The following is a 22,431-nucleotide window of genomic DNA, read 5'->3' on the forward strand; positions in this document are numbered from 1 at the left end:
TGAGCGCTCTACGCCAGGCGCAGCGGCAGGCTGCGCAGCCGCTGCCCGGTCAGCCTGAACACGGCCGCGGCCACCGCCGGCGCCACCGGCGGCACCGCCGGCTCGCCCACGCCTTCCGGATGCGCGCCGCTCGGCATCACGATGGTTTCCACCTGCGGCGCCTCGTGCATGCGCAGCACCGGATAGTCGCCGAAGTTCGACTGCTGCACGCGGCCGTCCTGGATGGTGATGTCGCCATGCAGCGCGGCCGACAAGCCGAACAGCACACCGGACTCGACCTGCTGGGCCACGATGTTCGGGTTCACCGCCAGTCCGCAATCGATCGCGCACACCACGCGGTGCACCAGGATGCGCTTGTCCTGCACCGAGACCTCGGCCACCTGGGCCACCGTGCTGCCGAAGGAGCGGTGCAGCGCCACGCCGTGCGCCCGCCCCGCGGCCGGCTGGCCGGCCCGGACCACGGCAGTATCCAGCACGGCCAGCGCGCGCGGCTGCCCGCGCAGCAGCGCGCGGCGCAGCGCCACGCTGTCGCGCCGGGCGGCGTGCGCCACCTCTTCCAGGAAGCCTTCCTTGAAAAAAGCATTGTGAGAATGCCCCACCGAACGCCAGTAGCCGATCGGCACCGGGCTGTCCACGGTCACGTGGGCGATGCGCTGGTTGGCGATCGCATACTGCATGTCGTACGCGCCCTCGGCGGTGGTCTTGTCCGGCCCGATCCCGGGCAGGCCCAGGTTGCGCGGGAAGTACTGGTGGCCGATGGCGCCGCCGGCCGACTTGCTGTCCCAGGCCAGGATGTCGCCGCGCGCGTCGAGCCGGGCACGAAAGCGCGCCAGCGCCGCCGGGCGGTACACGTCGTGGGTGGTATCGTCCTCGCGCGACCAGATGAGCTGTACCGGCCGCCCGCCGGCCGCGAGGGCCACCGCGACCGCCTGCGCCACCATGTCGGTCTCCAGCCGCCGGCCGAAGCCGCCACCCAGCAGCATCACCTCGATCGAGACCGCCGCGCGGTCGACCCCGGCCACGCGCGCGGCCACGTCGACGGCCATGCTCGGCACCTGCGTCGACAGCCACAGGCGCACCTTGCCGTCCGCCACCTGGGCCGTGCAGTTGATCGGTTCCAGCGCCGCATGGGCCAGGAAAGGCGCGCGGTATTCGGCGCTGACGGTGAGCGCGGCGCCGTCCACGTCCTGGGTGCCGGCCTCGTGGTATACGTAGCCGGACTCCTCGTCGAGGGCGCGCGCCAGCTGCGCGAACACGTCCGCGCTGGAGAGCGAGGCCGCCGCGCCCTCGTTCCAGCGCACCGGCAGGGCTTGCGCCGCCTGGCGCGCCTGCCACCAGCTGGTGGCCAGCACGGCCACGGCGGCGCCGGCGCCGTGGCGCTCGCCGGGCACGCCCGGCACCGGCACCACGCCCAGCGCGCCCGGCATCGAGGCGACGGCGGCGGACTCGAAGCCGTCGAGGGTCGCGCCGATCACCGGCGCCATCTTCAGCGCCGCGTACACCATGCCGGGCGGGCGCGCATCGATGCCGAAACGCGCCGTGCCGTTCACCTTGGCCGGGCTGTCCAGGCGTGCCAGCGGCTTGCCGATCAGGCGGAAGGCGCCGGGCTCCTTCAGGCGCACGTCGCCCTCATCGATGCCGGCGCCGGTGCGCGCGGCCGCTGCGGCCAGCGCCCCATAGCCCAGGCGCCGGCCGTCGGGATGCAGCACGAAGCCATCCTCGGTGCGCAGGCGCGCCACTGGCGTGCGCCAGGCCTCGGCCGCCGCCTTGAGCAGCATGGCGCGCGCCACCGCGCCGGCCTCGCGCATCGGCATCCAGGCATCCTTCATGCTGGTCGAACCGCCGGTAAACATGATGCCCAGTTCGCGACCCAGCTTGGCCATCAGCCACTGCGCGCCCTGGCGCGTGCGGCCGGCGTCGTCCGGGTGGAAAGGGAGGTTCTCGCGCAGCAGCGCCAGGTTGGCGAAGATCGGGTCGATCGGCGCCTGGGCGATGCGCACGACGCTCATCGGCAGGTCCATCTCCTCGGCCACCAGCATCGGCAGCGCCGTGTGCACGCCCTGCCCCATCTCGCTGCGCGGCACCACCACCGACACCGCGCCGTCGGGCGCGATCGCGATCCAGCCGTTCAGTCCGACCATGCCGCCGCCCAGGGCCAGCGGACGCGCCGCGTGCAGTCGCTGGCGCGGCGGCTGCACGCCCCAGCCCACCAGCAGCGCGCCACCGGCCGCCAGGCCGCCCAGCAAAAAGCGGCGGCGGCCGCGCGCGGGCGCGCCCTTGCCGCGTAGTGTACGTTGTTCAGGCTTCGCTTGCGGCGGCTGCACCAGCCTCATTCGATTCATCGTCGTCCCGTTCCCCTGCGTGCCCCGGCGGCACGTTCCAGCGCAGCAGTATATCGCCTGGCGCGGCCGGCCGGCTGTAGAGGTAGCCCTGGGCCTGGCGGCAGCCGTGGCGCAGCAGGAAGGCGGCCTGGGCGGCCGTCTCGACGCCTTCCGCCACCACCGCCAGGTTCAGGCTCTTGCCGAGCTGGATGATGGCCACCGCGATCGCCGCGTCGTTGGCGTCGGTCGAGATGTCCTGGATGAAGCTGCGGTCGATCTTCAGGGTCTGCACCGGCAGCTGGCTCAGGTAGGCCAGCGAGGAGTAGCCGGTGCCGAAGTCGTCGATCGCCAGGCCGACGCCCACCGCGCGCAGGTCGTTGATGTAGTCGAGCGCATCGCCCGTATGCATGATCACCGATTCGGTCACTTCCAGCTGCAGGCGCTCCGGCGCCAGCCCGGTGTCGCGCAGCACCCGGGCCACGGTGGGCGCGACGCTGCCGCGCTCGAACTGGCGCACCGACAGGTTGACCGCCATCTTCGGCACGCGCAGCCCGGCCCGCTCCCATTCCACCATCTGGCGGCAGGCCTCGGCCAGCACCCAGTCGCCCAGCTGGCTGATGAAGCCGGTGTCCTCGGCGACCGGGATGAAGCGCACCGGCGGCACCAGCCCCAGCTCCGGATTGTCCCATCGCACCAGCGCTTCGACCCCGACCAGCTGGCCACTGCCGATGTCGACCTGCGGCTGGTAGTGCAGGAAGATTTCCCTGCGCTCGATGGCGCGCCGCAGCAGTGCTTCCAGGCGCAGGCGCTCGACGCCCTCGCCGCTCATCGACGGCGCGTAGAACTGGTAGCCGTTGCGCCCGCGCGCCTTGGCCTGGTACATCGCCACGTCGGCATTGCGTATCAGCATGTTCAGGTCGGCGGCGTCGCGCGGGAACAGGCTGATGCCGACGCTGCCGGTGACGAACAGCTCGTGGCCCGATACCGTGAACGGCTGCTCGAACAGGGCGATCAGCTTCGCGGCCACGTTGGCCGCGCCGGGCGTGCCCTGCACCGCTTCGAGCAGCACGATGAACTCGTCGCCGCCCAGGCGCGCCAGAGTGTCGCCTTCGCGCAGGCAGCCCGCCAGCGCCGCCGCCACCTGCTTGAGCAGCTCGTCGCCCACGTGGTGGCCGAGGGTGTCGTTGACGTTCTTGAAGCGGTCGAGGTCGATGAACAGCACCGCCAGTTCCTCGCCCTCGCGCGCGGCGCGCACCAGCGCATGCTGCAGGCGGTCGTGGAACAGCAGGCGGTTGGGCAGCGCGGTGAGCGGGTCGTGGTGGGCCAGGTGGTCGAGCTTGTCCTGCGATTCCTTGACCCGGGTGATGTCGCTGAACACGCACACGTAATGCGTCAGCAGGCCCTGGTCATCGCGCACCGCGGACACGGTCAGCCACTCGAGATAGACCTCGCCGTTCTTGCGGGTTTCCCACAGTTCGCCGCGCCAGAAGCCGATGTCGGCCAGGGCGCGCCATACCTCCCGCTGGAAGTCCTCGTCGTGGCGCGCGGCGCGTGTCAGGCCGACCGGCTGGCCGAGCGCCTCGTGCTCGGTGTAGCCGGTGATCTGGGTATACGCGGGATTGGTGGCGACGATGCGGCCGGACGGGTCGAGCACCATCACGCCGTCGGCGATGTGCTCGAGCACCGTGGCCGACAGGCGCAGCTTTTCCTCGGCCAGCTTGCGCTCGGTGATGTCGGCGAACACCCAGATGCTGCCGTCGTCGGGGCGGGCCGGGTCGAGCGCGCAGCCGCTCACCAGCATCCAGAACAGGCTGCCGTCGTGGCGGCGCAACTGCAGCTCCTCGCCGGTATCCGGCGCGTCCGCGATACGCGGATAGGTCGCGCTCCACATGCGCTCGTACTCGGCGCGCCCCGGGAACAGGATGCCGGTGGAACGTCCCACCATGCCGCCCTCGGGATAGCCGAACAGGGCTTCGGCGCGTGGGTTGGCCGAAACGATGCGGCGCTCGCGCACGAACAAGACCCCGAACATCACGTTGTCCAGGATCGCGCCCTGTTCGGTGAGCAGGGCTTCGATGCGCATCTCGTCGTGCTTGCGATCGCTGACGTCATAGATGATGCCGTCGATGCGGAAGGTCTCGCTGCCCCAGCTGCCCTGCGGCTGCCCGGTCTCCAGCACCCAGCGCTCGACGCCGGCCGCATCCACGATCCGGTACTCGACTTCGTAGGCGCTGCCCGATTCCAGGGCCGCGCGCGCCACGCGGCGCTGCATGCGCCGGTCCTCGGGGTGGACGATGTCGGACCAGTCGTCGGTGGTGGCCAGCATGAAGCGTCCGGCCGGGTAGCCCGAGATTTCCTCGATGGCGTCGCTGACGAAGTCGATCCGCCCTCCCGGGCTGGCGCGGAACACGGCGCCCGGCACCTGCGAGACGATGGTGCGGAACTGTTCCTCGCGGCGCGCGATATCGGCGAACAGCTGGCCGATCGCCATCCGCATGCGCTCCATCTGGCTGCCCAGGCGTCCCAGCTCGTCACCGGTATCGAGCGCCAGCGGGGTGTCGAAGTCGCCGCGCGCCAGGCGGTCCGAAAAGCCGGTCAGCGTGCGCAGTGGAGACAGCAGCCGGCGCCTGAGCAGCAGCGCGATCAGCAGTACCGACACCGCCAGCTGCAGCGCCAGCACCAGCGCATAATTGCGCTGCTTGTTGCGCAGGTCCTGCTGGTACTCGTGGTCGTCCATTTCGATCGCGACGCGGCCGATGGCCTGGCCGCGCACCACCACGTCGCGCTCGGCGCGGTAAGCGCGCGCGCCCGGCTGCGGTGGCATGCGGCGGTTGATGAACTCGGCCTGCGACAGGTCGCGCACCCCGACGTGGACCACGGCCGGGTCGCGCATGAAGGAATCGGCCAGGGCGCGCGCGGCCTCCGGGTTCATGTCCCACAGGGGTTCCTGGATGGCGAGCGCCAGCAGGTCGGCGTTGCGCTGCAAGGCAGCGTCGAGGCTGCGGGCGGTCGAGCTGCGTTCTTCGACGCCGATCAGGAAGTAGCCGCCCACCGCGGCCGGCACGCCCAGTCCGCCGATCAGGACCAGCAGCAGGGTGCCGTAGATGGAACGCCCATACAGGCGGCGCAGTGCATGGAAGGGATTGCGTGGCAGGGACATCGCGTTTTCGGGCTGTGCCCCGCCACCCGGCAGGGATTTAATATATCGTAAGGAATCACTTGATTATGCATGTGAGATTGCTATGCGTCATCAAATTGCGCGCCCGATCCACCCGAATCGTCCCGCGGCTGTCGGCGCAACGCGACAGGACTTGCTATGATTGAATCTTTCAAAGGAGATGCCATGAGCCTGTCGATGTATGCCGCCTCGGTGCCGGTGTTCCAGAAAATGCTGGGCGCGCTGGCCGCGGTGCTGGAAAAAGCCGAAGCCCACGCCCAGCAGCACCGGATCGAGCCGGCCGCCCTGCTGCAGGCGCGCCTGTATCCCGACATGTTCCCGCTGCTGCGCCAGGTGCAGGTGGCCAGCGACTTCGCAAAAGGCGCCGGCGCGCGCCTGGCGGGGCAGGAGGCGCCGCACTACGAAGACAATGAACAGGGTTTCGCCGAACTACAGCAGCGCATCACCAAGACTCTCGGCTATCTCGCCACGCTGGCGCCAGCGGACTTCGATGCCGCCGCCGAGCGCGCCATCACCCATGGCGCCGGCGAACGGGCGCGCCACTTCGCGCGCGGCGACGATTACCTGACCGGCTTCGTGCTGCCGAATTTCTTCTTCCACGTGACGACGGCCTACGCGATCCTGCGCCACAACGGGGTGCCGCTCGGGAAGCGCGACTTCCTGGGGCTGTGACGCCCCGCCTGAAGGCCTAGGTATTGCGGCGCGGGTAGCCCTGCGCCAGGATGCGCACCCAGACCCGCTCCTTTTCCTCGGCGCTCATCGACACCCAGTGCGCCACTTCGGCCACGCTGCGTCCGCAGCCGCGGCAGATCTCGTCGAAGGTGGTCGAGCATACCGCCACGCACGGAGTGTCGGGGCGCTGCGGGAGCGCACCCTCGTCTTCAGCGCGCGGGGCCGACATCGAGCTGGTCCCAGCCTTCATGGCCGAGCTTTTCCATGGTGTCGATATTCTTCTCGAAGATCTCGGCCGCTTCCGGGAAGGCCTCGACCGCGCGGTCGATGCTGTCCTCGCGCAGCAGGTGCAGGATCGGATAGGGCGCGCGATTGGTGTAGTTCGCGATGTCGTTCACATCGGTGTCCGCGAACTGGTACAGCGGATGGAAGCTGGCCACCTGCAGTTCGCCATCCAGACCCATGTCTTCCACCGCCGCGTCGGCCACATCGAGGAATTCGTTGTAGTCCTCGAAGTCGGCGAGCACGAATGGATGGATCAGCAGGGTCGTGTCGACCTGCTCGGCCGGGGTATCGGACAGGTGCTGCAGCTCGTCCATCAATTGCTCGAGCAGGGCTTCGGGAGTAGTGGCCGGCGAGACCACGTAGCGGACCTGCTCTTTCACGTAGACCGATTTCGCGAAGGGACACAGGTTCAGGCCGATGACAGCCTTTTCCAGCCAGCGGCGGGTGGCGGCGACGACCGCGTCGTCGTCGGCATGCGGGTTTGCGGTACTCATGTTCTGGACTTCTTCCATGCTTGCGGGCGGATGCAGGATTGTACGCATACTTTGTCGCGCCTCATAGATACCCCCGCGCGGCCGGCTAGGCTAGACCGGGATGGACCCTGATGGAAAGCTTTGCGCAGCCCGGCCACCCAGCAGCCATGCGCAGCGAATGCACACGCATCTTCGTGCAACATCCGTGTTCATGATGTCAATTCACCGATAAATGGCCCTTCAAGTATTTTGTAACGAGGTGGACATATTTCTTGACTGACTCAAGCATGACTACGTACACTGCCCCCTTGACCAGTACGTCCGTTCCTGGACGCAACATTGGAAAGCGATGCACGACATGATCCGCAAGACCTTAGTGACTGCCGCGCTGGGACTCCTGGCCACCACCCCGCTGACCCACGCGATGGACAATGCGCCCTCGCCCGTGGCCGCGGTGAACAGCACCCCGGCCGCCCGCAGCACGGCGCCACTCGCACCCGGCCTGCTCAAGATCGACGACTACAAGGAAACCGACTTGTGGAACCGCATCCGTAGCGGCTACGCGATTCCCGACGTCGACAGCAAACTGGTCGAGCGCCATACCGGCTGGTACAGCAGCCGTCCCGACAGCCTCAAGCGCATCTCGGGCCGCGCTTCGCCCTACCTCTACCATATCGTGCAGGAACTGGAAAAGCGCGGCATGCCGACCGAGCTGGCCCTGCTGCCGGTGATCGAATCGGCGTTCAATCCACAGGCATTGTCGAGCGCCGACGCGGCCGGCCTGTGGCAGTTCGTGCCGGGCACCGGCAAGGACTACGACCTGAAGCAGAACATGTTCAAGGACGAGCGCCGCGGCGTGCTGGCCTCGACCGACGCGGCCCTGACCTACCTGCAGCGCCTGTATACGATGTTCGGCGACTGGCACCTGGCCCTGGCTGCATATAACTGGGGCGAAGGCAATGTCCAGCGCGCCATCAAGAAGAACCAGGCGCTCGGCAAGGGCACCGATTTCGACAGCCTGGCCGAACTGATGCCGGCCGAAACCCGCAACTACGTGCCGAAGCTGCAGGCGGTGAAGAACATCGTCGCCAACCCGGGCCAGTTCAACGTGGCCCTGCCGGCGATCGACAACCAGCCCTACTTCACCGCGATCGACAAGACCAGCGACATCGACCTCGCCGTCGCCGCCCAGCTGGCCGAGATGTCGCTCGACGAATTCAAGGCGCTCAACCCGCAGTTCAAGAAGCCGGTCATCACCGGCGGCGAGAAGACCAAGATCCTGCTGCCGAAGGCGAACGCCGAGAAGTTCCAGCTGAACCTGGCCCAGTGGAGCCGCGACCTGTCGTCCTGGACCACCCACAAGATCACCAGCGCCCGGGTCAGCATCGGCGCGCTCGCCTCGAAGTTCGGCACCACGCCGGAAGTGATCCGCCAGGCCAACAACATCCCGGCCAAGTCGACCGTCAAGGCCGGATCGACCATCCTGGTGCCGAAGATGTCGGCCTCGCATGCCGGCGACATCGCCGAGAACATCATCGAGAACGCCGTGGTCGCCTTCGAAGCCGAACGCAGCCCGCGCGTGAAAGCCTCGGCCAAGGGCGCGCGCTACAAGGCCAAGGCCGGCAGCGCGGACAAGAAGCGCATCGCGCGCAATACCTCCTCGAAGCGCAAGCACCGCTGAGCGCCAACCGTGTCAGGGCCGCATTGGCCCTGACGCTTCACCCTGGCGGCCGCCTATTCGTGCGGCCGTGCAGACTTTTCCAATCTCCTGTATAGTATCGTTTGTGCGCTGCAATAGGGCGTCCGAACAGAGCGGACCCGGCAAGTCGCCAGCTGGCAGTCAAGCAGCAGCAAACAAATCCAAGCAGCAAACAAGTATTAACCAAGCAGCATCGCAAGCCCTGGCGACAGTGATCGCCCTTCTAAAAGCCCTCCCGCCCTGCGTGTCAGCCATCCAGACACCGTCCCGGCGCAAAGCTTTTGTGCCGAAATTTCTTTTCAGTTTCTAGTCATTTCGTAGTGTTGGTTCGCGTTGCTATTTTGCGCTCGTCGTTTCGACACGCGCGATCATGATTTATTCCGAAAGTAAAAGTACACATGAGTTTTGAAGCACTAGGTTTACACGCGTCGCTCGTCAAGGCGGTTGCTAGCGCCGGCTACACCAAGCCGACCCCGGTCCAGGAACAGGCCATCCCTGCCGGCATCGCCGGCCGTGACCTGCTGGTGTCCTCGCAGACCGGTTCGGGCAAGACCGCGGCCTTCATGCTGCCGGCCCTGCACAAGCTGGCCAATGCCGAGCCGGCGGCGCCCGCACGCACCCCGGCGCAGAACGCGCAGTCGGCGCGCGCCCGCGGCGAACGCGTCCGCTTCACCCCGGCCCAGCCGAAGATGCTGGTCCTGACCCCGACCCGCGAACTGGCACTGCAGGTGACCAGCGCGACCGAACAATACACGACCGACATGCGCCGCATCCGCGCCGTGTCGATCCTGGGCGGCATGCCCTATCCGAAGCAGATGCAACTGCTGTCGAAGAACCCGGAAATCCTGGTGGCGACCCCGGGCCGCCTGATCGACCATATGGAGTCGGGCAAGATCGATTTCTCCCAGCTCGAGATCCTGGTGCTGGACGAAGCCGACCGCATGCTGGACATGGGTTTCATCGACGACATCGAGAAGATCGTCGCCGCGACCCCGGCCACCCGCCAGACCATGCTGTTCTCGGCCACGCTCGACGGCGTGGTGGGCAACATGGCGCGCCGCATCACCAAGGATCCGCAGACGATCCAGATCATGAGCGCCGCCAACCGCCACGAGAACATCGTGCAGAAGGTACACTTTGTGGACGACCTGTCGCACAAGAACCGCCTGCTCGACCACCTGCTGCGTGACGAATCGATGGACCAGGCCGTGGTGTTTACCGCGACCAAGCGCGACGCCGACATGATCGCCGACCGCCTGAACATCGCCGGCTTCGCGGCCGCCGCGCTGCACGGCGACATGCACCAGGGCGCGCGCAACCGCACCCTGGACAGCATGCGCCGCGGCCAGGTGCGCGTGCTGGTGGCGACCGACGTCGCCGCGCGCGGCATCGACGTGCCCACCATCACCCACGTGGTGAACTACGACCTGCCGAAGTTCCCGGAAGACTACGTGCACCGCATCGGCCGTACCGGCCGCGCCGGCCGCAACGGTCTCGCGATCTCGCTGGTGAACCATGCCGAAGGCATGAACGTGAAGCGCATTGAGCGCTTCACCAAGCAGCTGATCCCGGTCGACATCGTGGAAGGTTTCGAGCCGAAGCGTTCGGCCCCTGCCCGCTCGGGTTCGCGTCCGGGCTGGAAGCCGGGCGACGGCCGCAATGCCGGCAAGCCGGGCCAGCGCAGCTTCGCCAAGCCGGGTTACGGCGACCGTGCGCCGCGTGAAGGCGGCTTCGGCGCCCCGCGCGAAGGCGGCTACGCACGCCCGGCGGATAGCCGCCCTGCCGAAAGCCGTTACGCCGACCGTGGTCCGCGTGAAGGCTACGCACCGCGCAGCAGCTACGGCGACCGTCCGCAGCGCGAAGGCGGCTACCGCCGCGACAGCGCCCCGCGCGAAGGCGCACCGGCAGCGGCGCCGCGTGAAGGCGGCTACCGCGGCAACCGCCCGGAAGGCGCGCGCTTCGGCGAGAAGCGCGAAGGCAGCTTCAGCAAGTCGTCGGCGCACCCGCGTTCGGCTGACGGCGCGCGCCGCAGCTTCGGCGACTACTGATCGCTGAATCACCCCTGACAATGGCTGCTCCGGCAGCCATTTTCTTTTGGGGCGCGTTCATTTCTTGGAACCGGTGTCCGGGGTGGCCTAGTCGCCGCCGCCATCCCCACCATCGCCACCATCGCCACCATCGTCGCCGCCATCACCGGGGACCCAGCCGCCGCTATCTTCGCCCCCCTGCGCTGCATGACTCGCGCGCCCGTATTTCCGGCCAAGCCAGAAGCCGGCGATCAGCAGCAGTGCCCCGAACAAGACCCACCAGTAGGCGTGCTTGCTCCACGCTACCATCAACACGATCAAGCCGGCCAGCATCAGCAACAGATCCGGCATCTTGCGCGCTCCCATGAAAGCTCCCCTCTCTCCGTTGGGCCAGGCATGGCGGCCTGTCCATGCGGGAGTGTAGCTGCAGAGCTGCGCCAGCGCTAACCGCAGCGCATGACATGGCGGCGAGGGGCGGCAAACGGCGGCGTATAATCGCCGTCCCATCACTTGAGAAACCGCCTGTGCGCAAGCGCATCCTCATCGTCAGTCCCGCGACCGCGCGCGACAACAACGGCAACTGGCAGACGGCCAGCCGCTGGGCGCGCTTCCTGCGCGACCTGCACGCGGTGGACGTCGCCGCCGGCTGGGCGCTGCAGGATCCCGCGCCGGACCTGATGATCGCCCTGCATGCGCGCCGCTCGGCCGCCGCGCTGGCCGCCTTCCGCGCCGCCCATCCCGAACGGCCGTCGGTGCTGGTCCTGACCGGGACCGACCTGTACCGCGACATCGCCACCGATCCGCATGCGCGCGCCTCGATCGAACACGCCACTGCCCTGGTGCTGCTGCAGCCGGCCGGGCTGGCCTTGCTGCCCGGGGCGCTGCGCAGCAAGGCGCGCGTCATCTACCAGTCGGCCCCGAGCCTGCGTCCGTGGCGGCCCGCGCGCGCGCCGCGCTACCGCGACGTCTGCATGGTTGGCCACCTGCGCGAGGAAAAAGACCCCTTGTGCTTCATCCATGCCGCCGGCCTGGTCACCCACCCGGCTGCGCGCCTGCTGCACATCGGTGGCGCACTCGACCCGGCGCTCGGCGCGGCCGCCCGGCGCGCGCAGGCGGAGAACCCGCGCTACCGCTGGCTGGGCGCCCTGTCGCATGCGGATGCGCGGCAGCGCCTGAAACGCTGCCACGCGATGGCCATCACGTCACGCATGGAGGGCGGCGCGAACGTCATCATCGAAGCCGTCACCTGCGGCGTGCCGGTGCTGGCATCGAGCATCAGCGGCAACCGCGGCATGCTGGGCGAGGACTACGCCGGCTACTTCGCGGCGGGCGACGCGGCCGCCCTGGCGCGCCTGGTCGACCGCTCGATGACCGACGCCGGCTTCGCCGCCCTGTTGCGCCGCCAGTGCGCGGCGCGCGCCCCGCTGTTCGCACCTGGCGCCGAGAAAGCGGCGCTGCGCGACATGGTGGATAATCTTTTCCTTCGCGCCCCGCGCACAACCCTGGATACGGAATCACGATGAGCACGACGACCGAGCAACCCATCAAACTCACCTCCTTCTCGCATGGCGGCGGCTGCGGCTGCAAGATCGCGCCCGGCGTGCTGGCGGAAATCCTCGGTAAATCGAAAGGCTTCCCCGTGCCGAAGGAGCTGCTGGTCGGCATCGAGACGGCCGACGATGCCGCCGTTTACCTGCTCAACGACGAGCAGGCCCTGATCGCCACCACCGACTTCTTCATGCCCATCGTCGACGACCCCTTCGACTTCGGCCGTATCGCCGCCACCAATGCGATCTCGGACGTGTACGCGATGGGCGGCACCCCGATCATGGCCCTGGCCCTGGTCGGCATGCCGGTGAACAAACTGCCGCTGGAGACGATCGGACAGATCATCCGCGGCGGCGAGTCGGTGTGCGCCGAGGCCGGCATTCCGATCGCGGGCGGGCATACGATCGACTCGGTCGAGCCGATCTACGGCCTGGTGGTGATGGGACTGGTGCATCCGTCGAAGGTCAAGCGCAACGCCGATGCCCGTGCCGGGGACGTGCTGGTGCTCGGCAAGCCGCTCGGCGTGGGTGTGCTGTCGGCCGCGCTGAAGAAGGATGTGCTCGGCCCCGATGGCTATGCGGCGATGATCGCCAACACCACCAGGCTGAACAAGCCGGGCCGCCTGCTGGCCGGGATGCCGGGCGTGCACGCGATGACCGACGTCACCGGCTTCGGCCTGCTCGGCCACCTGCTGGAACTGGCGCGCGGCGCGCAGCTCTCGGTCACGCTCGAGATGGACCGGGTGCCGCTGCTGCCCGGCGTGCTGCAACTGGCGCAGGACGGCTATTTCACCGGCGCCTCAGGGCGCAACTGGGAAGCCTATGGCAAGGACGTCGCGCTGGGCGACGCCGTCACGCCGGCCCAGCGCGCCCTGCTGACCGATCCGCAGACCTCCGGCGGCCTCCTGGTGTCCTGCGACCCGGCCAGCGTGGACGAGGTGCTGGCGCTGTTCGCGCGCGAAGGCTTCGACGCGGCGGCGGTGATCGGGCGCATGGAGGCGGGCGCGCCGCGCGTCACGGTGGCCTGAGCCGGATACGCCGGCGCGGCTAGCGCAGCACCGCCACCGCCTGTCCGCTCAGCCTGACGTCGATCGCCGCGGCATCGGCGGCGCCCTTGCGCCTGATCGAAATGGCGCCGTCCAGGGTCCTGAACTGGCCATCCCTGCCGCCCTGGAGCTGCTGGCGCGGGCGCTTGTCCAGCTGGACGTAGACCTCGGTGCCGTCGAAATCGACGGACATGCGGCGCCCGTCGCTCAGCTGGTAGTCGCCGGCGATCTCGGACATCTGCTGGGCGGTGGGCGGCGCATCGGCATCCACCGGGGCGGCCAGCATCGCGTGGGCGAGCGGCGACAGGACGGTAGCGGAAAAGGCGGCGGCAATCAGGACGGGCGACAGGGAACGGCGCATGGTGGGCTCCTTGGTGGTGAAGGGATGATGGCCACGACCCGTGGCCAGGAGCCCACTGTAGAGCGCACCCGACAGTCGTTTATTGCGCAACGTTAATTTTAGTTTCTCTATGGAACAAATTCAGCCTCCGTTTGATCCGCGCCATGCGGGTCGACAGGGCCGGTCCAGGACGCCGGAAGTCGCGGCGAGAGCGCAAGCGCGCCCAGCACCAGCATCACGCACAGCAGGCAGACAAGGGCGAGCACGACCGGCAGGGGAAGGACGATGGTGGGTAGAGGATCCATGGCAAGCTCCGGGGTTGTCAGGCGGTGCGACGCTTGCGCTATCCCAAACGTCGCCCGCATTACCCACTGTGCCATTTCCTGTAACAATAAAAATTGATTAGACGCAATTCGTCATGCAATCCGGCACCATTGCTTCACGGACCGGTGCGCAGACCCTCGGGCGGCTGTCCGGCCAGGCCGTGTCCTACGCGCTCGTACTCGGCGATCACCTGGGCGCCCAGCAGCAGCAGCGTGGCGGCGATCTCGAGGCTGAACATGACCACGATCGCCGTGGTCATCGAGCCGTATACGACATTCACTTGCGACAGGGTGGAGAAGTACCAGACCAGCACGTGGCGCGCGAGCTCCCACAGCAGTGCCGCGCTGACGCCGCCGACCAGCGCGTGCCAGATCGACAGGCGCCCCACCGGCATCACCAGGTAGATCGAGGTCAGCACCAGGATCTCGCCGAGCAGCCCGAGCAGGTAAAGGAGCACGCCGGAGACCCCGCCCAGCGACCACTGGTAGCCGAACAGCCAGACGGTCTCCTCCCCCATCACCTCGAGCGTACCGGCGACCAGGGTGACGATCATCACGCCCAGGCCCAGCGCCAGGATGTAGCAATACGGCAGCACGGCCGACACCACGAAATGGCGGCGCCGGTCCGCCACCCGGTGAATGAAGATCACGCTCATCGCGTTCTCCAGCACCGTGAAGGCGAGCGAGCTGAAAAACAGCATGGTCGCCCCCAGCAGCCAGGTGATCAGTTCGCGGTTCTCGAGGAAGTGCGCGACCTCGGCCACGATCGGCGCCGACTGGGCCGGCACCAGCATGCCGAGGTAGCGGTTCAGGGTTTCCAGCAGTTCGGCCTGGTCGATGAAGTGCGACAGCGCCACCACCACCAGCATCAGGAAGGGAACGATCGACAGCAGCGCGTAGTAGGCCACGGCGCCGGCCAGCAGCAGGCCCTGGTTGGCGCGGAAGCCCTTCACCACCTGCAGTACGAAGGCGAACGGATGGGCCAGGATCCAGGCGTTGGCGCGCTGGTCCAGCAGGCGCTCGCGCCAGCTGCGGCGGCGGCTCATCGCGCCAGCCTGATCCCGGTGAACTGCCAGCGCGCTGCGGCCGGGAAAAAGTTGCGGTAGCTGGCGCGCGCATGGCCGCGCGGCGTGGCGCAGGAGGAGCCGCGCAGCACATACTGGTTCACCATGAACTTGCCGTTGTATTCGCCGATCGCCCCCGGCGCGGGCGCGTAGCCCGGATAGGGCGCGTAGCTGCTGGCGGTCCACTGCCAGCAGGCGCCGAACATCTGGACCAGGCCCTCCCCTGCCGCCGCCTGCGGGTGCAGGCTGCCCTGGCCCAGGTCCAGTGCAGCCCGGCGCGCGGCGAATTCCCACTCGGCTTCGGTGGGCAGGCGCGCTGCGCGCCAGCGGGCGTAGGCGTCGGCCTCGTACAGGCTGACGTGGGTCACCGGGCGGCGCAGGTCGAGCGGCTGCAGGCCGTGCAGCGTGAATTCCTGCCAGCCACCGCCGCCGTGCGCGACCCAGTACAGCGGGTGCGCCAGCTCGCCGGCGCAGACCTGGTCCCAGCCCTCGGCCAGCCACAGGGCCGGATCGCGGTAGCCGCCGGCCTCGATGAATGCGAGATAATCACCGTTCGTGGCCAGGCGCGAGGCCAGCGCGAACGGGGCCAGGTAGCTGCGGTGGCGCGGCAACTCATTGTCGAAGCAGAAGCCGCCGCCCTCGTGGCCGATCTCGGCCAGGCCGCCCTCGAAGCCGATCCAGGCCAGCGGCGGCGCGTCGGCAGCGCCTGGCGCCTGGGTCGCTTCATACGCCGGATACAGGGGATTGCGCGACAGCAGGTGCTTGAGGTCGGTGAGCATCAGCTCCTGGTGCTGCTGCTCGTGCTGCAGGCCGAGTTCGAGCAGCGCCGCCAGCGCGGGCGAAGAAGCGCCGCCCGCCAGCAGGCGCGCGATGCGGCGGTCGACGTCGTGCCGGTAGGCGCGCACCTCGTCCAGCGCGGGACGGGTGAGCAGGCCGCGCTGCGGGCGCGGGTGCTTGGCGCCGATGCCGTTGTAATAGGAATTGAACAGTACCCGGAAGGCCGGGTGGAAGGGCGCGAAGCCCGCCTCGTGCGCTTCCAGGATGAAGGTCTCGAAGAACCAGGTGGTGTGCGCCAGGTGCCATTTGATGGGACTGGCGTCCGGCATCGACTGGGCGCAACAGTCCTCGGCCGAGAGCGGCGCCGCGATCTCGAGCGAGCGCGCGCGCACCGTGGCATAGGCGTGCAGCAGGTCCGGGTACTGGCGCGCGCCCATCAGCCGTTCGCCTGTGCGTGGATCACCGCGAACCAGCGCTGCGGATCGGTCCAGACCTGGGTGGCCTCGAAGCCGGAACGCTCCAGCAGCGCGATCGCGTCGGCCTGCTGGTACTTGTAACTGTTTTCGGTGTGGATGCGGTCGCCCGCCTCGAACACCCGGCCGCCGCCGTTCCAGCGCACTTCCTGGCGCCGCACTGCTTCCAGGTGCATCTCGACCCGTCCCTGGGCGGCATGGTAGAACCCGTGGTGGCGCCAGGCGCGGATGTCGAAGTCGGCGTCCAGCAGGCGGTTCACGTGGCGCAGCACGTTCAGGTTGAAGGCGGCGGTGACGCCCAGCGCGTCGTCGTAGGCGGCGTCCAGCACGGCCTTGTCCTTGGCCAGGTCGATCCCGATCAGCAGGCCGCCGTCGCTGCCGCACTGGGCGCGCAGGCGGCGCAGCAGGCCCTGCGCCTCGTCCGGCGTGAAATTGCCGATCGAGGAACCGGGGTAGAAGAACAGGCGGCGCGCGGCGCGCACCTGGGGCGGCAGTTCGAAGCGGCTGGAAAAGTCCATGCCCAGGCCTTCCATGGCGATCCGGGGAAAGCGCTGGCGCAGGCGCGCCAGGGCATCGCACAGGAACTCGGCGGAGATGTCGACCGCCACGTACTGGGCCGGCGCCAGCAGCGGGAACAGCGCCGCCGCCTTGGCGCAGTTGCCGGCGCCGAGGTCGACCAGGGTGGCGCCGCTGCCGGCCGCGCGCGCGATCTCGGCGCCGTGGCGCGCGAAGATCGCCGCCTCGACCCGGGTCGGATAGTACTCGGGCAGCTCGCAGATGGCTTCGAACAGCTTGGAGCCGAGCGCGTCGTACAGGAACTTGGGCGCGATCCAGGCCTGGGGCGCGGCCAGGCCCGCATGCAGCTCGCCGGCCACGTGGGCATTCGGGGCGCGCGGGGGGGCTTCCGTGCAGGAGATGTGCATAAGCGTTATCATTCGTGCCGCCACGCCGCGGCATGCGTCATGGCATGAGTTGAGCTGCAGTTGAGCTGAAGTTCGGCCGGTCCGTCCGCCGAGTTGCCGTTTTGGCCATGATAGCGGAATCCCGATTTTGGCCGCATTCCGCTGGCGTGCGGGCACGACGAACCCGGTTCACCATTTCCATTTACCTGACTAGAAAGCCAAGCATGATGTCCTTCTCGCCTTTGCGTGTTCTGAAAACCATGTTCACCGCCACCGCCGCGGCTGGCCTGATGTTCGCGGCCGCTGGCGCCGGCGCCCAGAACACGCCGGGCGTGCTGCGGGTCTCGGCCATCCCGGACGAAGCCCCGACCGAACTGCAGCGCAAGTTCAAGCCGCTGGGCGACTACCTGGCCAAGGCCACCGGCCTGAAGGTCGAGTTCACCCCGGTCACCGATTACGCGGCCTCGGTCGAAGGACTCATCAACCGCAAGATCGACATGGTCTGGTTCGGCGGCTTCACCTTCGTGCAGGCGAACGTGCGCAGCAAGGGCCAGGTCACGCCGCTGGTGCAGCGCGCCGAAGACGAGAAGTTCCGCTCGGTCTTCATCACCACCAACCCGGCCATCCAGAAACTGGAAGACCTGAAGGGCAAGACCCTGTCCTTCGGTTCGGAATCCTCGACCTCGGGCCACCTGATGCCGCGCTCCTACCTGCTGGCGGCGAAGATCAACCCGGACACCGACCTCAAGCGTGTAGCGTTCTCGGGCGCGCACGACGCCACCGTGGCCGCGGTCGCGGGCGGCAAGGTCGATGCCGGCGCCCTCAACATCTCGGTATGGGAAAAGCTGGTCGAGGCGAAGAAGGTCGATCCGAAGGTCGTGCGCGTGTTCTACACCACCCCCGGCTACTTCGACTACAACTGGTCGGTACGCAGCGACATGAGCCCGGCCCTGCAGAAGAAGATCACGGACGCCTTCCTGGCGCTGAACGACGGCACCCCCGAAGGCAAGCAGATCCTCGACCTGCAGCGCGCCAGCAAGTTCATCCCGACCAAGACTGCCAACTACGGCGCGATCGAGGCAGCGGCGCGCAACGCCGGCCTGCTCAAGTAAGACCTGCGCGGGCTCCCGATGAGCTTCCTGCTCGAGCAACTCACGGTGCGCCACCTGGCGCCCGGACGCGCAGCGGCACAGGCGCCGGCCGCCCTGCACGCGCTCGACCTGGCCATCGCGCCGGGGGAACAGCTGGCCCTGATCGGCCCTTCCGGGGCCGGCAAGACCACCCTGCTGGCCACCCTTGCCTGCGCCCACCGTCCGGCCGGGGGCCGCTTCGAGGTGTTCGGCCAGGATCCCTGGGCCCTGTCCCAGGGCGCGCGCCACCGCCTGCGCGCGCGCCTGTTCCTGGCACCGCAGACCCCGCCCCTGCCGCCGCGCCAGCGCGTCGTGACGGCGGTGCTGGCCGCCCGCCTGCCGCACATGAGCCTGTGGCAGGCCTTCGCCTCGCTGCTGCATCCGGCCGATCCGGACGCGGCCCATGCCGCGCTGGTGCGCTTCGGCCTGGGCGACAAGCTGTATGCACGCGTCGACCGCCTGTCCGGCGGCGAGCGCCAGCGCTGCGGCCTGGCGCGCCTGCTGCTCTCCAGCGCCGAGGCGCTGCTGGCCGACGAGCCGATTTCCGCGCTCGACCCGGCCCTGGCCCAGCACACCCTGGCCGCCCTGCAGGCCGAGGCGCGCAGCCGCAACGCGGCCCTGGTGTGCAGCCTGCACCAGGTCGACATGGCGCGCGCCCATTTTCCGCGCCTGGTCGGCCTGCGCGCCGGCCGCATCGTGTTCGACGCTCCGCGCGAAGCCGTCACCGATGCCATGATCGCCGCGCTCTACGAGAACGACTCGGTGCAGCCGCTCCCGGCCCAGCCGCACGAATCCCCCGACCGCATCGCCGTCGGCGCCTGCTTCTGATGGCGGCCAGCCTGCACCCCGATCCGGCCTGGCGCGGCCGCGTCACGGCCGCCCTGGTGTGCCTGTTGCTGCTATGGCCGATGCTCACGGCCAGCGAATTCAAACCCTGGATCCTGTTCGACCCGCAAAGCCTGGCGGCGGCCGGGATGTTCCTGTCCGACTTCCTGCATCCGGCCACGGAGGGCGAATTCCTGGCCATGGTGCTGCGCGAGACCTGGCAGACCGTGGCCATCGCCACCGCCGGCCTGAGCCTGGCGCTGCTGGGCGCGGTGCCGGCCACGGTGCTGGTTACCGAGCGCCTGTCGGTGTCCCTGCTCGGCACCGGCCGCATGCGCCCGGCCGCGCGCCTGGTCCGCCAGCTGCTGCGCTGGGTGCTGGTGCTGCTGCGCAGCGTGCCGGAACTGGTGTGGGCGCTGCTGTTCGTGCGCATCGCCGGCCTCGGGCCGACCGCCGGCGTGCTGGCCATCGCCCTCACCTATTGCGGCATGCTGGCCAAGGTCTATGCCGAGATCCTCGAGTCATCCGACGCCCACGCCACCGAAGCGCTGCTGGCCAACGGCAGCGCGCGCCTGCCGGCCCTGCTGTACGGGGCCCTGCCGGAATCGAGCGCGGAACTGGTGTCCTACACCGTGTACCGCTGGGAATGCGCGATCCGCGGCTCGGCGGTGATGGGCTTCGTCGGCGCCGGCGGCCTTGGCCAGCGCATGGACGAATCGACCAAGATGATGGCGGGCGGCGAAGTGTCGACCATGCTGATCATGTTCGTGCTGCTGGTGGCGCTGGCCGACCTGGTATCGAAACTGCTGCGCCGGAGGCTGGGCTGATGGCGCCCACGCCGCCGCCGCGCGCGCCCGGTACCTGGCTGCTGCTGGCGGCCCTGCTGGCGCTGGTGGTGGCCAGCTTCGCCTCGCTGCCGCTGCAATGGGCTGCCTTCTTCGCGCCCGAGGCCCTGGATTCGGCTGCGGAGTTCCTCGGTGGCTTCAGCCCGCCCGAGACCAGCCCGGCCTTCCTCGCCAGGACCGCGGGCGCATTATGGGAAACGCTCGCGATGTCGCTGGTCGGCACCCTGCTGGCCGCGCTCGCCGGCCTGGCGCTGGCCCTGCCCGCCGCCGGCCGCCTGGGACGCTCCCTGCGCGCCCTGGTGCGCGTGCTGCTGAACGTGCTGCGCTCGATCCCGGAACTGGTGTGGGCGGCGCTGCTGCTGGTCGCGGCCGGCCTCGGCCCCTTCGCCGGCACCCTGGCGCTGGCCGCGCACACCAGCGGCGTGCTGGGGCGCCTGTTCGCCGACGCGCTGGAAAACGTCGAACCGCTGCCGGAAAGCAGCCTGCGCGCCAACGGCGCCGCGCCCCTGGCCGCCTTCCTGTACGCTACCCTGCCGCAGGCCCTGCCGCAGATGCTGTCGTACACGCTGTACCGGTGGGAGAACAATATCCGCGCCGCCGCCGTGCTGGGAGTGGTCGGCGCCGGCGGCCTGGGCCAGATGCTGAAGTACCATCTGTCGCTGTTCCAGATGCCGAGCGCGGCCACCGTGGTGCTGGCCATGCTGCTGCTGGTGGCGGCCGTGGACGCGGCCAGCTACGCCCTGCGGCGCTCCCTCACCCGTTGACCAGGAAGAAACCATGCTCGTCCTCGACAAGCTGAGCAAGTCTTACGGCGGCCGCGACGTGCTGGCCGGCCTGTCGCACACCTTCCGCGCCGGCGAATTCGTCGCGATCATGGGCGAATCCGGGGTCGGCAAGTCGACCCTGCTGAACCTGATCGCCGGCCTGGACGCCCCGGACAGCGGCCAGGTGCTGGTGGACGGCACCCCGATGGCGGCGCTGGACGATGCCGCCGCCACCCGCCTGCGGCGTACCCGCATGGGCTTCATCTTCCAGGCCTTCCACGTCCTGCCGCACCTGAGCCTGCGCCAGAACGTGGCGCTGCCGCTGCTGCTCAACGGCGCCATCGACGGCCGTGCCGACGAGATGCTGGACGCGGTCGGCCTTGGCGGGCGCGGTGCCGATTTTCCGCGCCAGCTGTCCGGCGGCGAACTGCAGCGGGTTGCGATCGCGCGCGCCCTGGTGCACCGCCCGGCCCTGCTGCTGGCCGACGAGCCGACCGGCAACCTCGATCCCGACACCGCGCAAGGCATCCTCGAGCTGCTGCGGCGCGAAACCCGGCAAAGCGGCGCCGGCGCCATCATGGTCACCCACTCCCACGCCGCGGCCGCCATGGCCGACCAGGTCCTGCTGCTGACACGTTCTGGTTTGAAATTAACGTAAGTTCCTCGCAGAAAGACGCGCGTTACCCGCCGTTACGTTCAATTTTTGAATCGTGTGTGACGCAATCGTAGTAATATCACAACGACCCGCCACCCAAACATTCCACAACAGGCAGGGCAAATTTCCAGAACAAGTCGATCTGTCCCGAATCCATGTATTCATATTCGGAGAAGCAACATGAGTGTAAGACAGAAAAAACAGGAAATGCTCGCCGCGATGCACCGGGCCCGCGCTCTGGAACCGTCGAGCTTCGTGCCCAACAAGCTGCTCGACACCCTGATCGAGCGCATGCAGCTGAAGAATGACGCCGAGCTGTGCCGCGTTCTGGAGGTGCAGCCGCCCATCATCAGCAAGATCCGCCACCGCAAGCTCAACGTCGGCGCCACCATCCTGCTGCGCATGCACGAAAAATCGAACATCCCGATCCGCGAGCTGAAGGAGCTGACCAGCGCCTCGATCCACTAGGATGCCGGCGGCCGTCCGGTCTTGAGCTGGGGCAGCGCCGCCAGCACGGATTTCAGGGTGGCAAGATCGACCTGGCCCAGCAGGGCCACGCCGATGCGCAGCAGCTCGCTCTTCTTGACCTCGATCCCGGCGCGCAGGCAGGCCTGCTTGACCTCGGCAAGTACCGCATACTCCTGCTCCGGCATGGTGAAGCTGTCGCGCACCAGGACCGGACGCGCGGCCGGAGCTGGCCCTGACGCCGCCACGGCGGCGGGCGTGGCCTTGAGCGCGGCGCGCTTCGGCGCGGCCACCGGCGCGGCCAGCGCCAGCGCGGCGGCCCTGGCGGCCGCTTTTACCGTGGTCTTCGCGCCCGCCCTGGGCGGCAACCGGGATGGCTTGACCGCGCCGGCGCGGCCAGCCGCGGCCATGCCCGCCGCCGGCTTGGCGGGCTTGGCGGGCTTGGCGGGTTTGGCTGGGCTGCCCTTCTGCGCGTTGCTGGTCTTCGCGCCACCCTTCGCACCGGTCGCTTTCCTGGCGCGCGCGGGGCCCTTGGCTGGCAGCTGGGCGGCGACGGACTTGCTGGGCATGACAGACTCCATTGTTTCATTGAACTAAACAATATAGTCGATTTCCGCCGT

The 22,431-nt window shown here is 68.7% G+C and carries 22 protein-coding genes; 11 read left to right on the forward strand and 11 right to left on the reverse strand.

Features of this window, described 5'->3' with window-relative positions:
• Positions 1 to 8: 8 nt before the first annotated feature.
• Positions 9 to 2,342 carry a xanthine dehydrogenase family protein molybdopterin-binding subunit gene (locus tag LE190_RS11095; protein ID WP_225238740.1) on the reverse strand — a complete coding sequence of 778 codons (2,334 nt, stop codon included), beginning with the start codon at positions 2,340 to 2,342 and terminating at the stop codon, positions 9 to 11.
• Positions 2,299 to 5,481, reverse strand: coding sequence for a bifunctional diguanylate cyclase/phosphodiesterase (locus LE190_RS11100; protein WP_225238741.1), 3,183 nt, complete (start codon positions 5,479 to 5,481; stop codon positions 2,299 to 2,301). Before LE190_RS11100 ends, LE190_RS11095 begins: the two co-directional genes overlap by 44 nt.
• Before the next feature lie 183 nt (positions 5,482 to 5,664).
• On the opposite strand from LE190_RS11100, the gene LE190_RS11105 reads away from it, so the two are divergent.
• Complete coding sequence (locus LE190_RS11105) at positions 5,665 to 6,171, forward strand: DUF1993 domain-containing protein (RefSeq protein ID WP_225238742.1); 507 nt, start codon at positions 5,665 to 5,667, stop codon at positions 6,169 to 6,171.
• Positions 6,172 to 6,187: 16 nt separating this feature from the next.
• Here the strand turns inward: LE190_RS11105 and LE190_RS11110 are convergent, their stop codons facing one another.
• On the reverse strand, positions 6,188 to 6,421 hold the full coding sequence (locus tag LE190_RS11110; protein WP_439847482.1) for a DUF1289 domain-containing protein: 234 nt from the start codon (positions 6,419 to 6,421) through the stop codon (positions 6,188 to 6,190).
• Positions 6,381 to 6,950: a DUF1415 domain-containing protein gene (locus tag LE190_RS11115; protein WP_225238743.1), complete on the reverse strand. Its 570-nt coding sequence runs from the start codon at positions 6,948 to 6,950 to the stop codon at positions 6,381 to 6,383. The genes LE190_RS11110 and LE190_RS11115 overlap by 41 nt, the downstream gene beginning before the upstream one ends.
• A gap of 328 nt (positions 6,951 to 7,278) precedes the next feature.
• Here LE190_RS11115 and LE190_RS11120 point away from each other — a divergent pair, with 328 nt between their 5' ends.
• The gene (locus tag LE190_RS11120; RefSeq protein ID WP_439847483.1) at positions 7,279 to 8,610 is read left to right on the forward strand and encodes a transglycosylase SLT domain-containing protein; all 1,332 of its coding nucleotides are present in this window, start codon (positions 7,279 to 7,281) and stop codon (positions 8,608 to 8,610) included.
• Between the two features lie 416 nt (positions 8,611 to 9,026).
• A complete protein-coding gene (locus LE190_RS11125; protein WP_225238744.1) occupies positions 9,027 to 10,676 on the forward strand; it encodes a DEAD/DEAH box helicase in 1,650 nt (549 codons plus the stop codon).
• Between the two features lie 87 nt (positions 10,677 to 10,763).
• Here LE190_RS11125 and LE190_RS11130 read toward each other — a convergent pair whose 3' ends face one another.
• Entirely contained in the window at positions 10,764 to 11,021 is a 258-nt protein-coding gene (locus LE190_RS11130) for a hypothetical protein (RefSeq protein WP_225238745.1), read from the reverse strand.
• 158 nt (positions 11,022 to 11,179) lie between these two features.
• Here LE190_RS11130 and senB point away from each other — a divergent pair, with 158 nt between their 5' ends.
• A complete protein-coding gene (senB, locus tag LE190_RS11135; protein WP_225238746.1) occupies positions 11,180 to 12,178 on the forward strand; it encodes a selenoneine biosynthesis selenosugar synthase SenB in 999 nt (332 codons plus the stop codon).
• Positions 12,175 to 13,230 carry a selenide, water dikinase SelD gene (gene selD, locus LE190_RS11140; RefSeq protein ID WP_225238747.1) on the forward strand — a complete coding sequence of 352 codons (1,056 nt, stop codon included), beginning with the start codon at positions 12,175 to 12,177 and terminating at the stop codon, positions 13,228 to 13,230. Before senB ends, selD begins: the two co-directional genes overlap by 4 nt.
• 19 nt (positions 13,231 to 13,249) lie before the next feature.
• Here selD and LE190_RS11145 read toward each other — a convergent pair whose 3' ends face one another.
• The 5 genes from LE190_RS11145 to egtD form a co-directional block, all read right to left on the reverse strand.
• A complete protein-coding gene (locus LE190_RS11145; RefSeq protein WP_225238748.1) occupies positions 13,250 to 13,609 on the reverse strand; it encodes a hypothetical protein in 360 nt (119 codons plus the stop codon).
• A 107-nt stretch (positions 13,610 to 13,716) separates the two neighbouring features.
• Complete coding sequence (locus LE190_RS11150) at positions 13,717 to 13,893, reverse strand: hypothetical protein (RefSeq protein ID WP_225238749.1); 177 nt, start codon at positions 13,891 to 13,893, stop codon at positions 13,717 to 13,719.
• 134 nt (positions 13,894 to 14,027) lie between these two features.
• A complete protein-coding gene (locus tag LE190_RS11155; protein WP_225238750.1) occupies positions 14,028 to 14,957 on the reverse strand; it encodes a YihY/virulence factor BrkB family protein in 930 nt (309 codons plus the stop codon).
• Positions 14,954 to 16,189 carry an ergothioneine biosynthesis protein EgtB gene (gene egtB, locus LE190_RS11160; RefSeq protein ID WP_225238751.1) on the reverse strand — a complete coding sequence of 412 codons (1,236 nt, stop codon included), beginning with the start codon at positions 16,187 to 16,189 and terminating at the stop codon, positions 14,954 to 14,956. The genes LE190_RS11155 and egtB overlap by 4 nt, the downstream gene beginning before the upstream one ends.
• Positions 16,189 to 17,148, reverse strand: coding sequence for an L-histidine N(alpha)-methyltransferase (egtD, locus tag LE190_RS11165; RefSeq protein WP_225238752.1), 960 nt, complete (start codon positions 17,146 to 17,148; stop codon positions 16,189 to 16,191). The genes egtB and egtD overlap by 1 nt, the downstream gene beginning before the upstream one ends.
• A 203-nt stretch (positions 17,149 to 17,351) precedes the next feature.
• Here egtD and LE190_RS11170 point away from each other — a divergent pair, with 203 nt between their 5' ends.
• The 6 genes from LE190_RS11170 to LE190_RS11195 all read left to right on the forward strand — a co-directional run bounded on the left by LE190_RS11170 (position 17,352) and on the right by LE190_RS11195 (position 21,814).
• Complete coding sequence (locus LE190_RS11170) at positions 17,352 to 18,239, forward strand: putative selenate ABC transporter substrate-binding protein (RefSeq protein WP_225238753.1); 888 nt, start codon at positions 17,352 to 17,354, stop codon at positions 18,237 to 18,239.
• Between the two features lie 18 nt (positions 18,240 to 18,257).
• A complete protein-coding gene (locus LE190_RS11175) occupies positions 18,258 to 19,085 on the forward strand; it encodes a phosphonate ABC transporter ATP-binding protein (protein WP_225238754.1) in 828 nt (275 codons plus the stop codon).
• The gene (locus LE190_RS11180; RefSeq protein ID WP_225238755.1) at positions 19,085 to 19,909 is read left to right on the forward strand and encodes a PhnE/PtxC family ABC transporter permease; all 825 of its coding nucleotides are present in this window, start codon (positions 19,085 to 19,087) and stop codon (positions 19,907 to 19,909) included. Before LE190_RS11175 ends, LE190_RS11180 begins: the two co-directional genes overlap by 1 nt.
• On the forward strand, positions 19,909 to 20,691 hold the full coding sequence (phnE, locus tag LE190_RS11185; protein WP_225238756.1) for a phosphonate ABC transporter, permease protein PhnE: 783 nt from the start codon (positions 19,909 to 19,911) through the stop codon (positions 20,689 to 20,691). The genes LE190_RS11180 and phnE overlap by 1 nt, the downstream gene beginning before the upstream one ends.
• Before the next feature lie 13 nt (positions 20,692 to 20,704).
• The gene (locus LE190_RS11190; RefSeq protein WP_225238757.1) at positions 20,705 to 21,349 is read left to right on the forward strand and encodes an ABC transporter ATP-binding protein; all 645 of its coding nucleotides are present in this window, start codon (positions 20,705 to 20,707) and stop codon (positions 21,347 to 21,349) included.
• A 177-nt stretch (positions 21,350 to 21,526) separates the two neighbouring features.
• Positions 21,527 to 21,814 carry a hypothetical protein gene (locus LE190_RS11195; protein WP_036211798.1) on the forward strand — a complete coding sequence of 96 codons (288 nt, stop codon included), beginning with the start codon at positions 21,527 to 21,529 and terminating at the stop codon, positions 21,812 to 21,814.
• Here LE190_RS11195 and LE190_RS11200 read toward each other — a convergent pair.
• Entirely contained in the window at positions 21,811 to 22,380 is a 570-nt protein-coding gene (locus LE190_RS11200) for a hypothetical protein (protein WP_225238758.1), read from the reverse strand. The two genes, LE190_RS11195 and LE190_RS11200, sit on opposite strands and share 4 nt — an antisense overlap.
• Positions 22,381 to 22,431: the final 51 nt, after the last annotated feature.

Source organism: Massilia hydrophila, assembly GCF_020208145.1.
Classification (GTDB): Bacteria; Pseudomonadota; Gammaproteobacteria; order Burkholderiales; family Burkholderiaceae_D; genus Telluria; species Telluria hydrophila.

Coding starts and splice junctions, on each gene's coding strand:
- egtB (WP_225238751.1), bottom strand. CDS start 16,189: ATGGGCGCGCGCCAGTACCCGGACCTGCTGCACGCCTATGCCACGGTG.
- LE190_RS11155 (WP_225238750.1), bottom strand. CDS start 14,957: ATGAGCCGCCGCCGCAGCTGGCGCGAGCGCCTGCTGGACCAGCGCGCC.
- LE190_RS11115 (WP_225238743.1), bottom strand. CDS start 6,950: ATGAGTACCGCAAACCCGCATGCCGACGACGACGCGGTCGTCGCCGCC.
- LE190_RS11100 (WP_225238741.1), bottom strand. CDS start 5,481: ATGTCCCTGCCACGCAATCCCTTCCATGCACTGCGCCGCCTGTATGGG.
- LE190_RS11180 (WP_225238755.1), top strand. CDS start 19,085: ATGGCGGCCAGCCTGCACCCCGATCCGGCCTGGCGCGGCCGCGTCACG.
- LE190_RS11200 (WP_225238758.1), bottom strand. CDS start 22,380: ATGCCCAGCAAGTCCGTCGCCGCCCAGCTGCCAGCCAAGGGCCCCGCG.
- selD (WP_225238747.1), top strand. CDS start 12,175: ATGAGCACGACGACCGAGCAACCCATCAAACTCACCTCCTTCTCGCAT.
- LE190_RS11095 (WP_225238740.1), bottom strand. CDS start 2,342: ATGAATCGAATGAGGCTGGTGCAGCCGCCGCAAGCGAAGCCTGAACAA.
- LE190_RS11110 (WP_439847482.1), bottom strand. CDS start 6,421: ATGAAGGCTGGGACCAGCTCGATGTCGGCCCCGCGCGCTGAAGACGAG.
- LE190_RS11150 (WP_225238749.1), bottom strand. CDS start 13,893: ATGGATCCTCTACCCACCATCGTCCTTCCCCTGCCGGTCGTGCTCGCC.
- LE190_RS11120 (WP_439847483.1), top strand. CDS start 7,279: ATGCACGACATGATCCGCAAGACCTTAGTGACTGCCGCGCTGGGACTC.
- LE190_RS11195 (WP_036211798.1), top strand. CDS start 21,527: ATGAGTGTAAGACAGAAAAAACAGGAAATGCTCGCCGCGATGCACCGG.
- LE190_RS11145 (WP_225238748.1), bottom strand. CDS start 13,609: ATGCGCCGTTCCCTGTCGCCCGTCCTGATTGCCGCCGCCTTTTCCGCT.
- LE190_RS11170 (WP_225238753.1), top strand. CDS start 17,352: ATGATGTCCTTCTCGCCTTTGCGTGTTCTGAAAACCATGTTCACCGCC.
- LE190_RS11130 (WP_225238745.1), bottom strand. CDS start 11,021: ATGGGAGCGCGCAAGATGCCGGATCTGTTGCTGATGCTGGCCGGCTTG.
- LE190_RS11175 (WP_225238754.1), top strand. CDS start 18,258: ATGAGCTTCCTGCTCGAGCAACTCACGGTGCGCCACCTGGCGCCCGGA.
- LE190_RS11105 (WP_225238742.1), top strand. CDS start 5,665: ATGAGCCTGTCGATGTATGCCGCCTCGGTGCCGGTGTTCCAGAAAATG.
- phnE (WP_225238756.1), top strand. CDS start 19,909: ATGGCGCCCACGCCGCCGCCGCGCGCGCCCGGTACCTGGCTGCTGCTG.
- LE190_RS11190 (WP_225238757.1), top strand. CDS start 20,705: ATGCTCGTCCTCGACAAGCTGAGCAAGTCTTACGGCGGCCGCGACGTG.
- LE190_RS11125 (WP_225238744.1), top strand. CDS start 9,027: ATGAGTTTTGAAGCACTAGGTTTACACGCGTCGCTCGTCAAGGCGGTT.
- egtD (WP_225238752.1), bottom strand. CDS start 17,148: ATGCACATCTCCTGCACGGAAGCCCCCCCGCGCGCCCCGAATGCCCAC.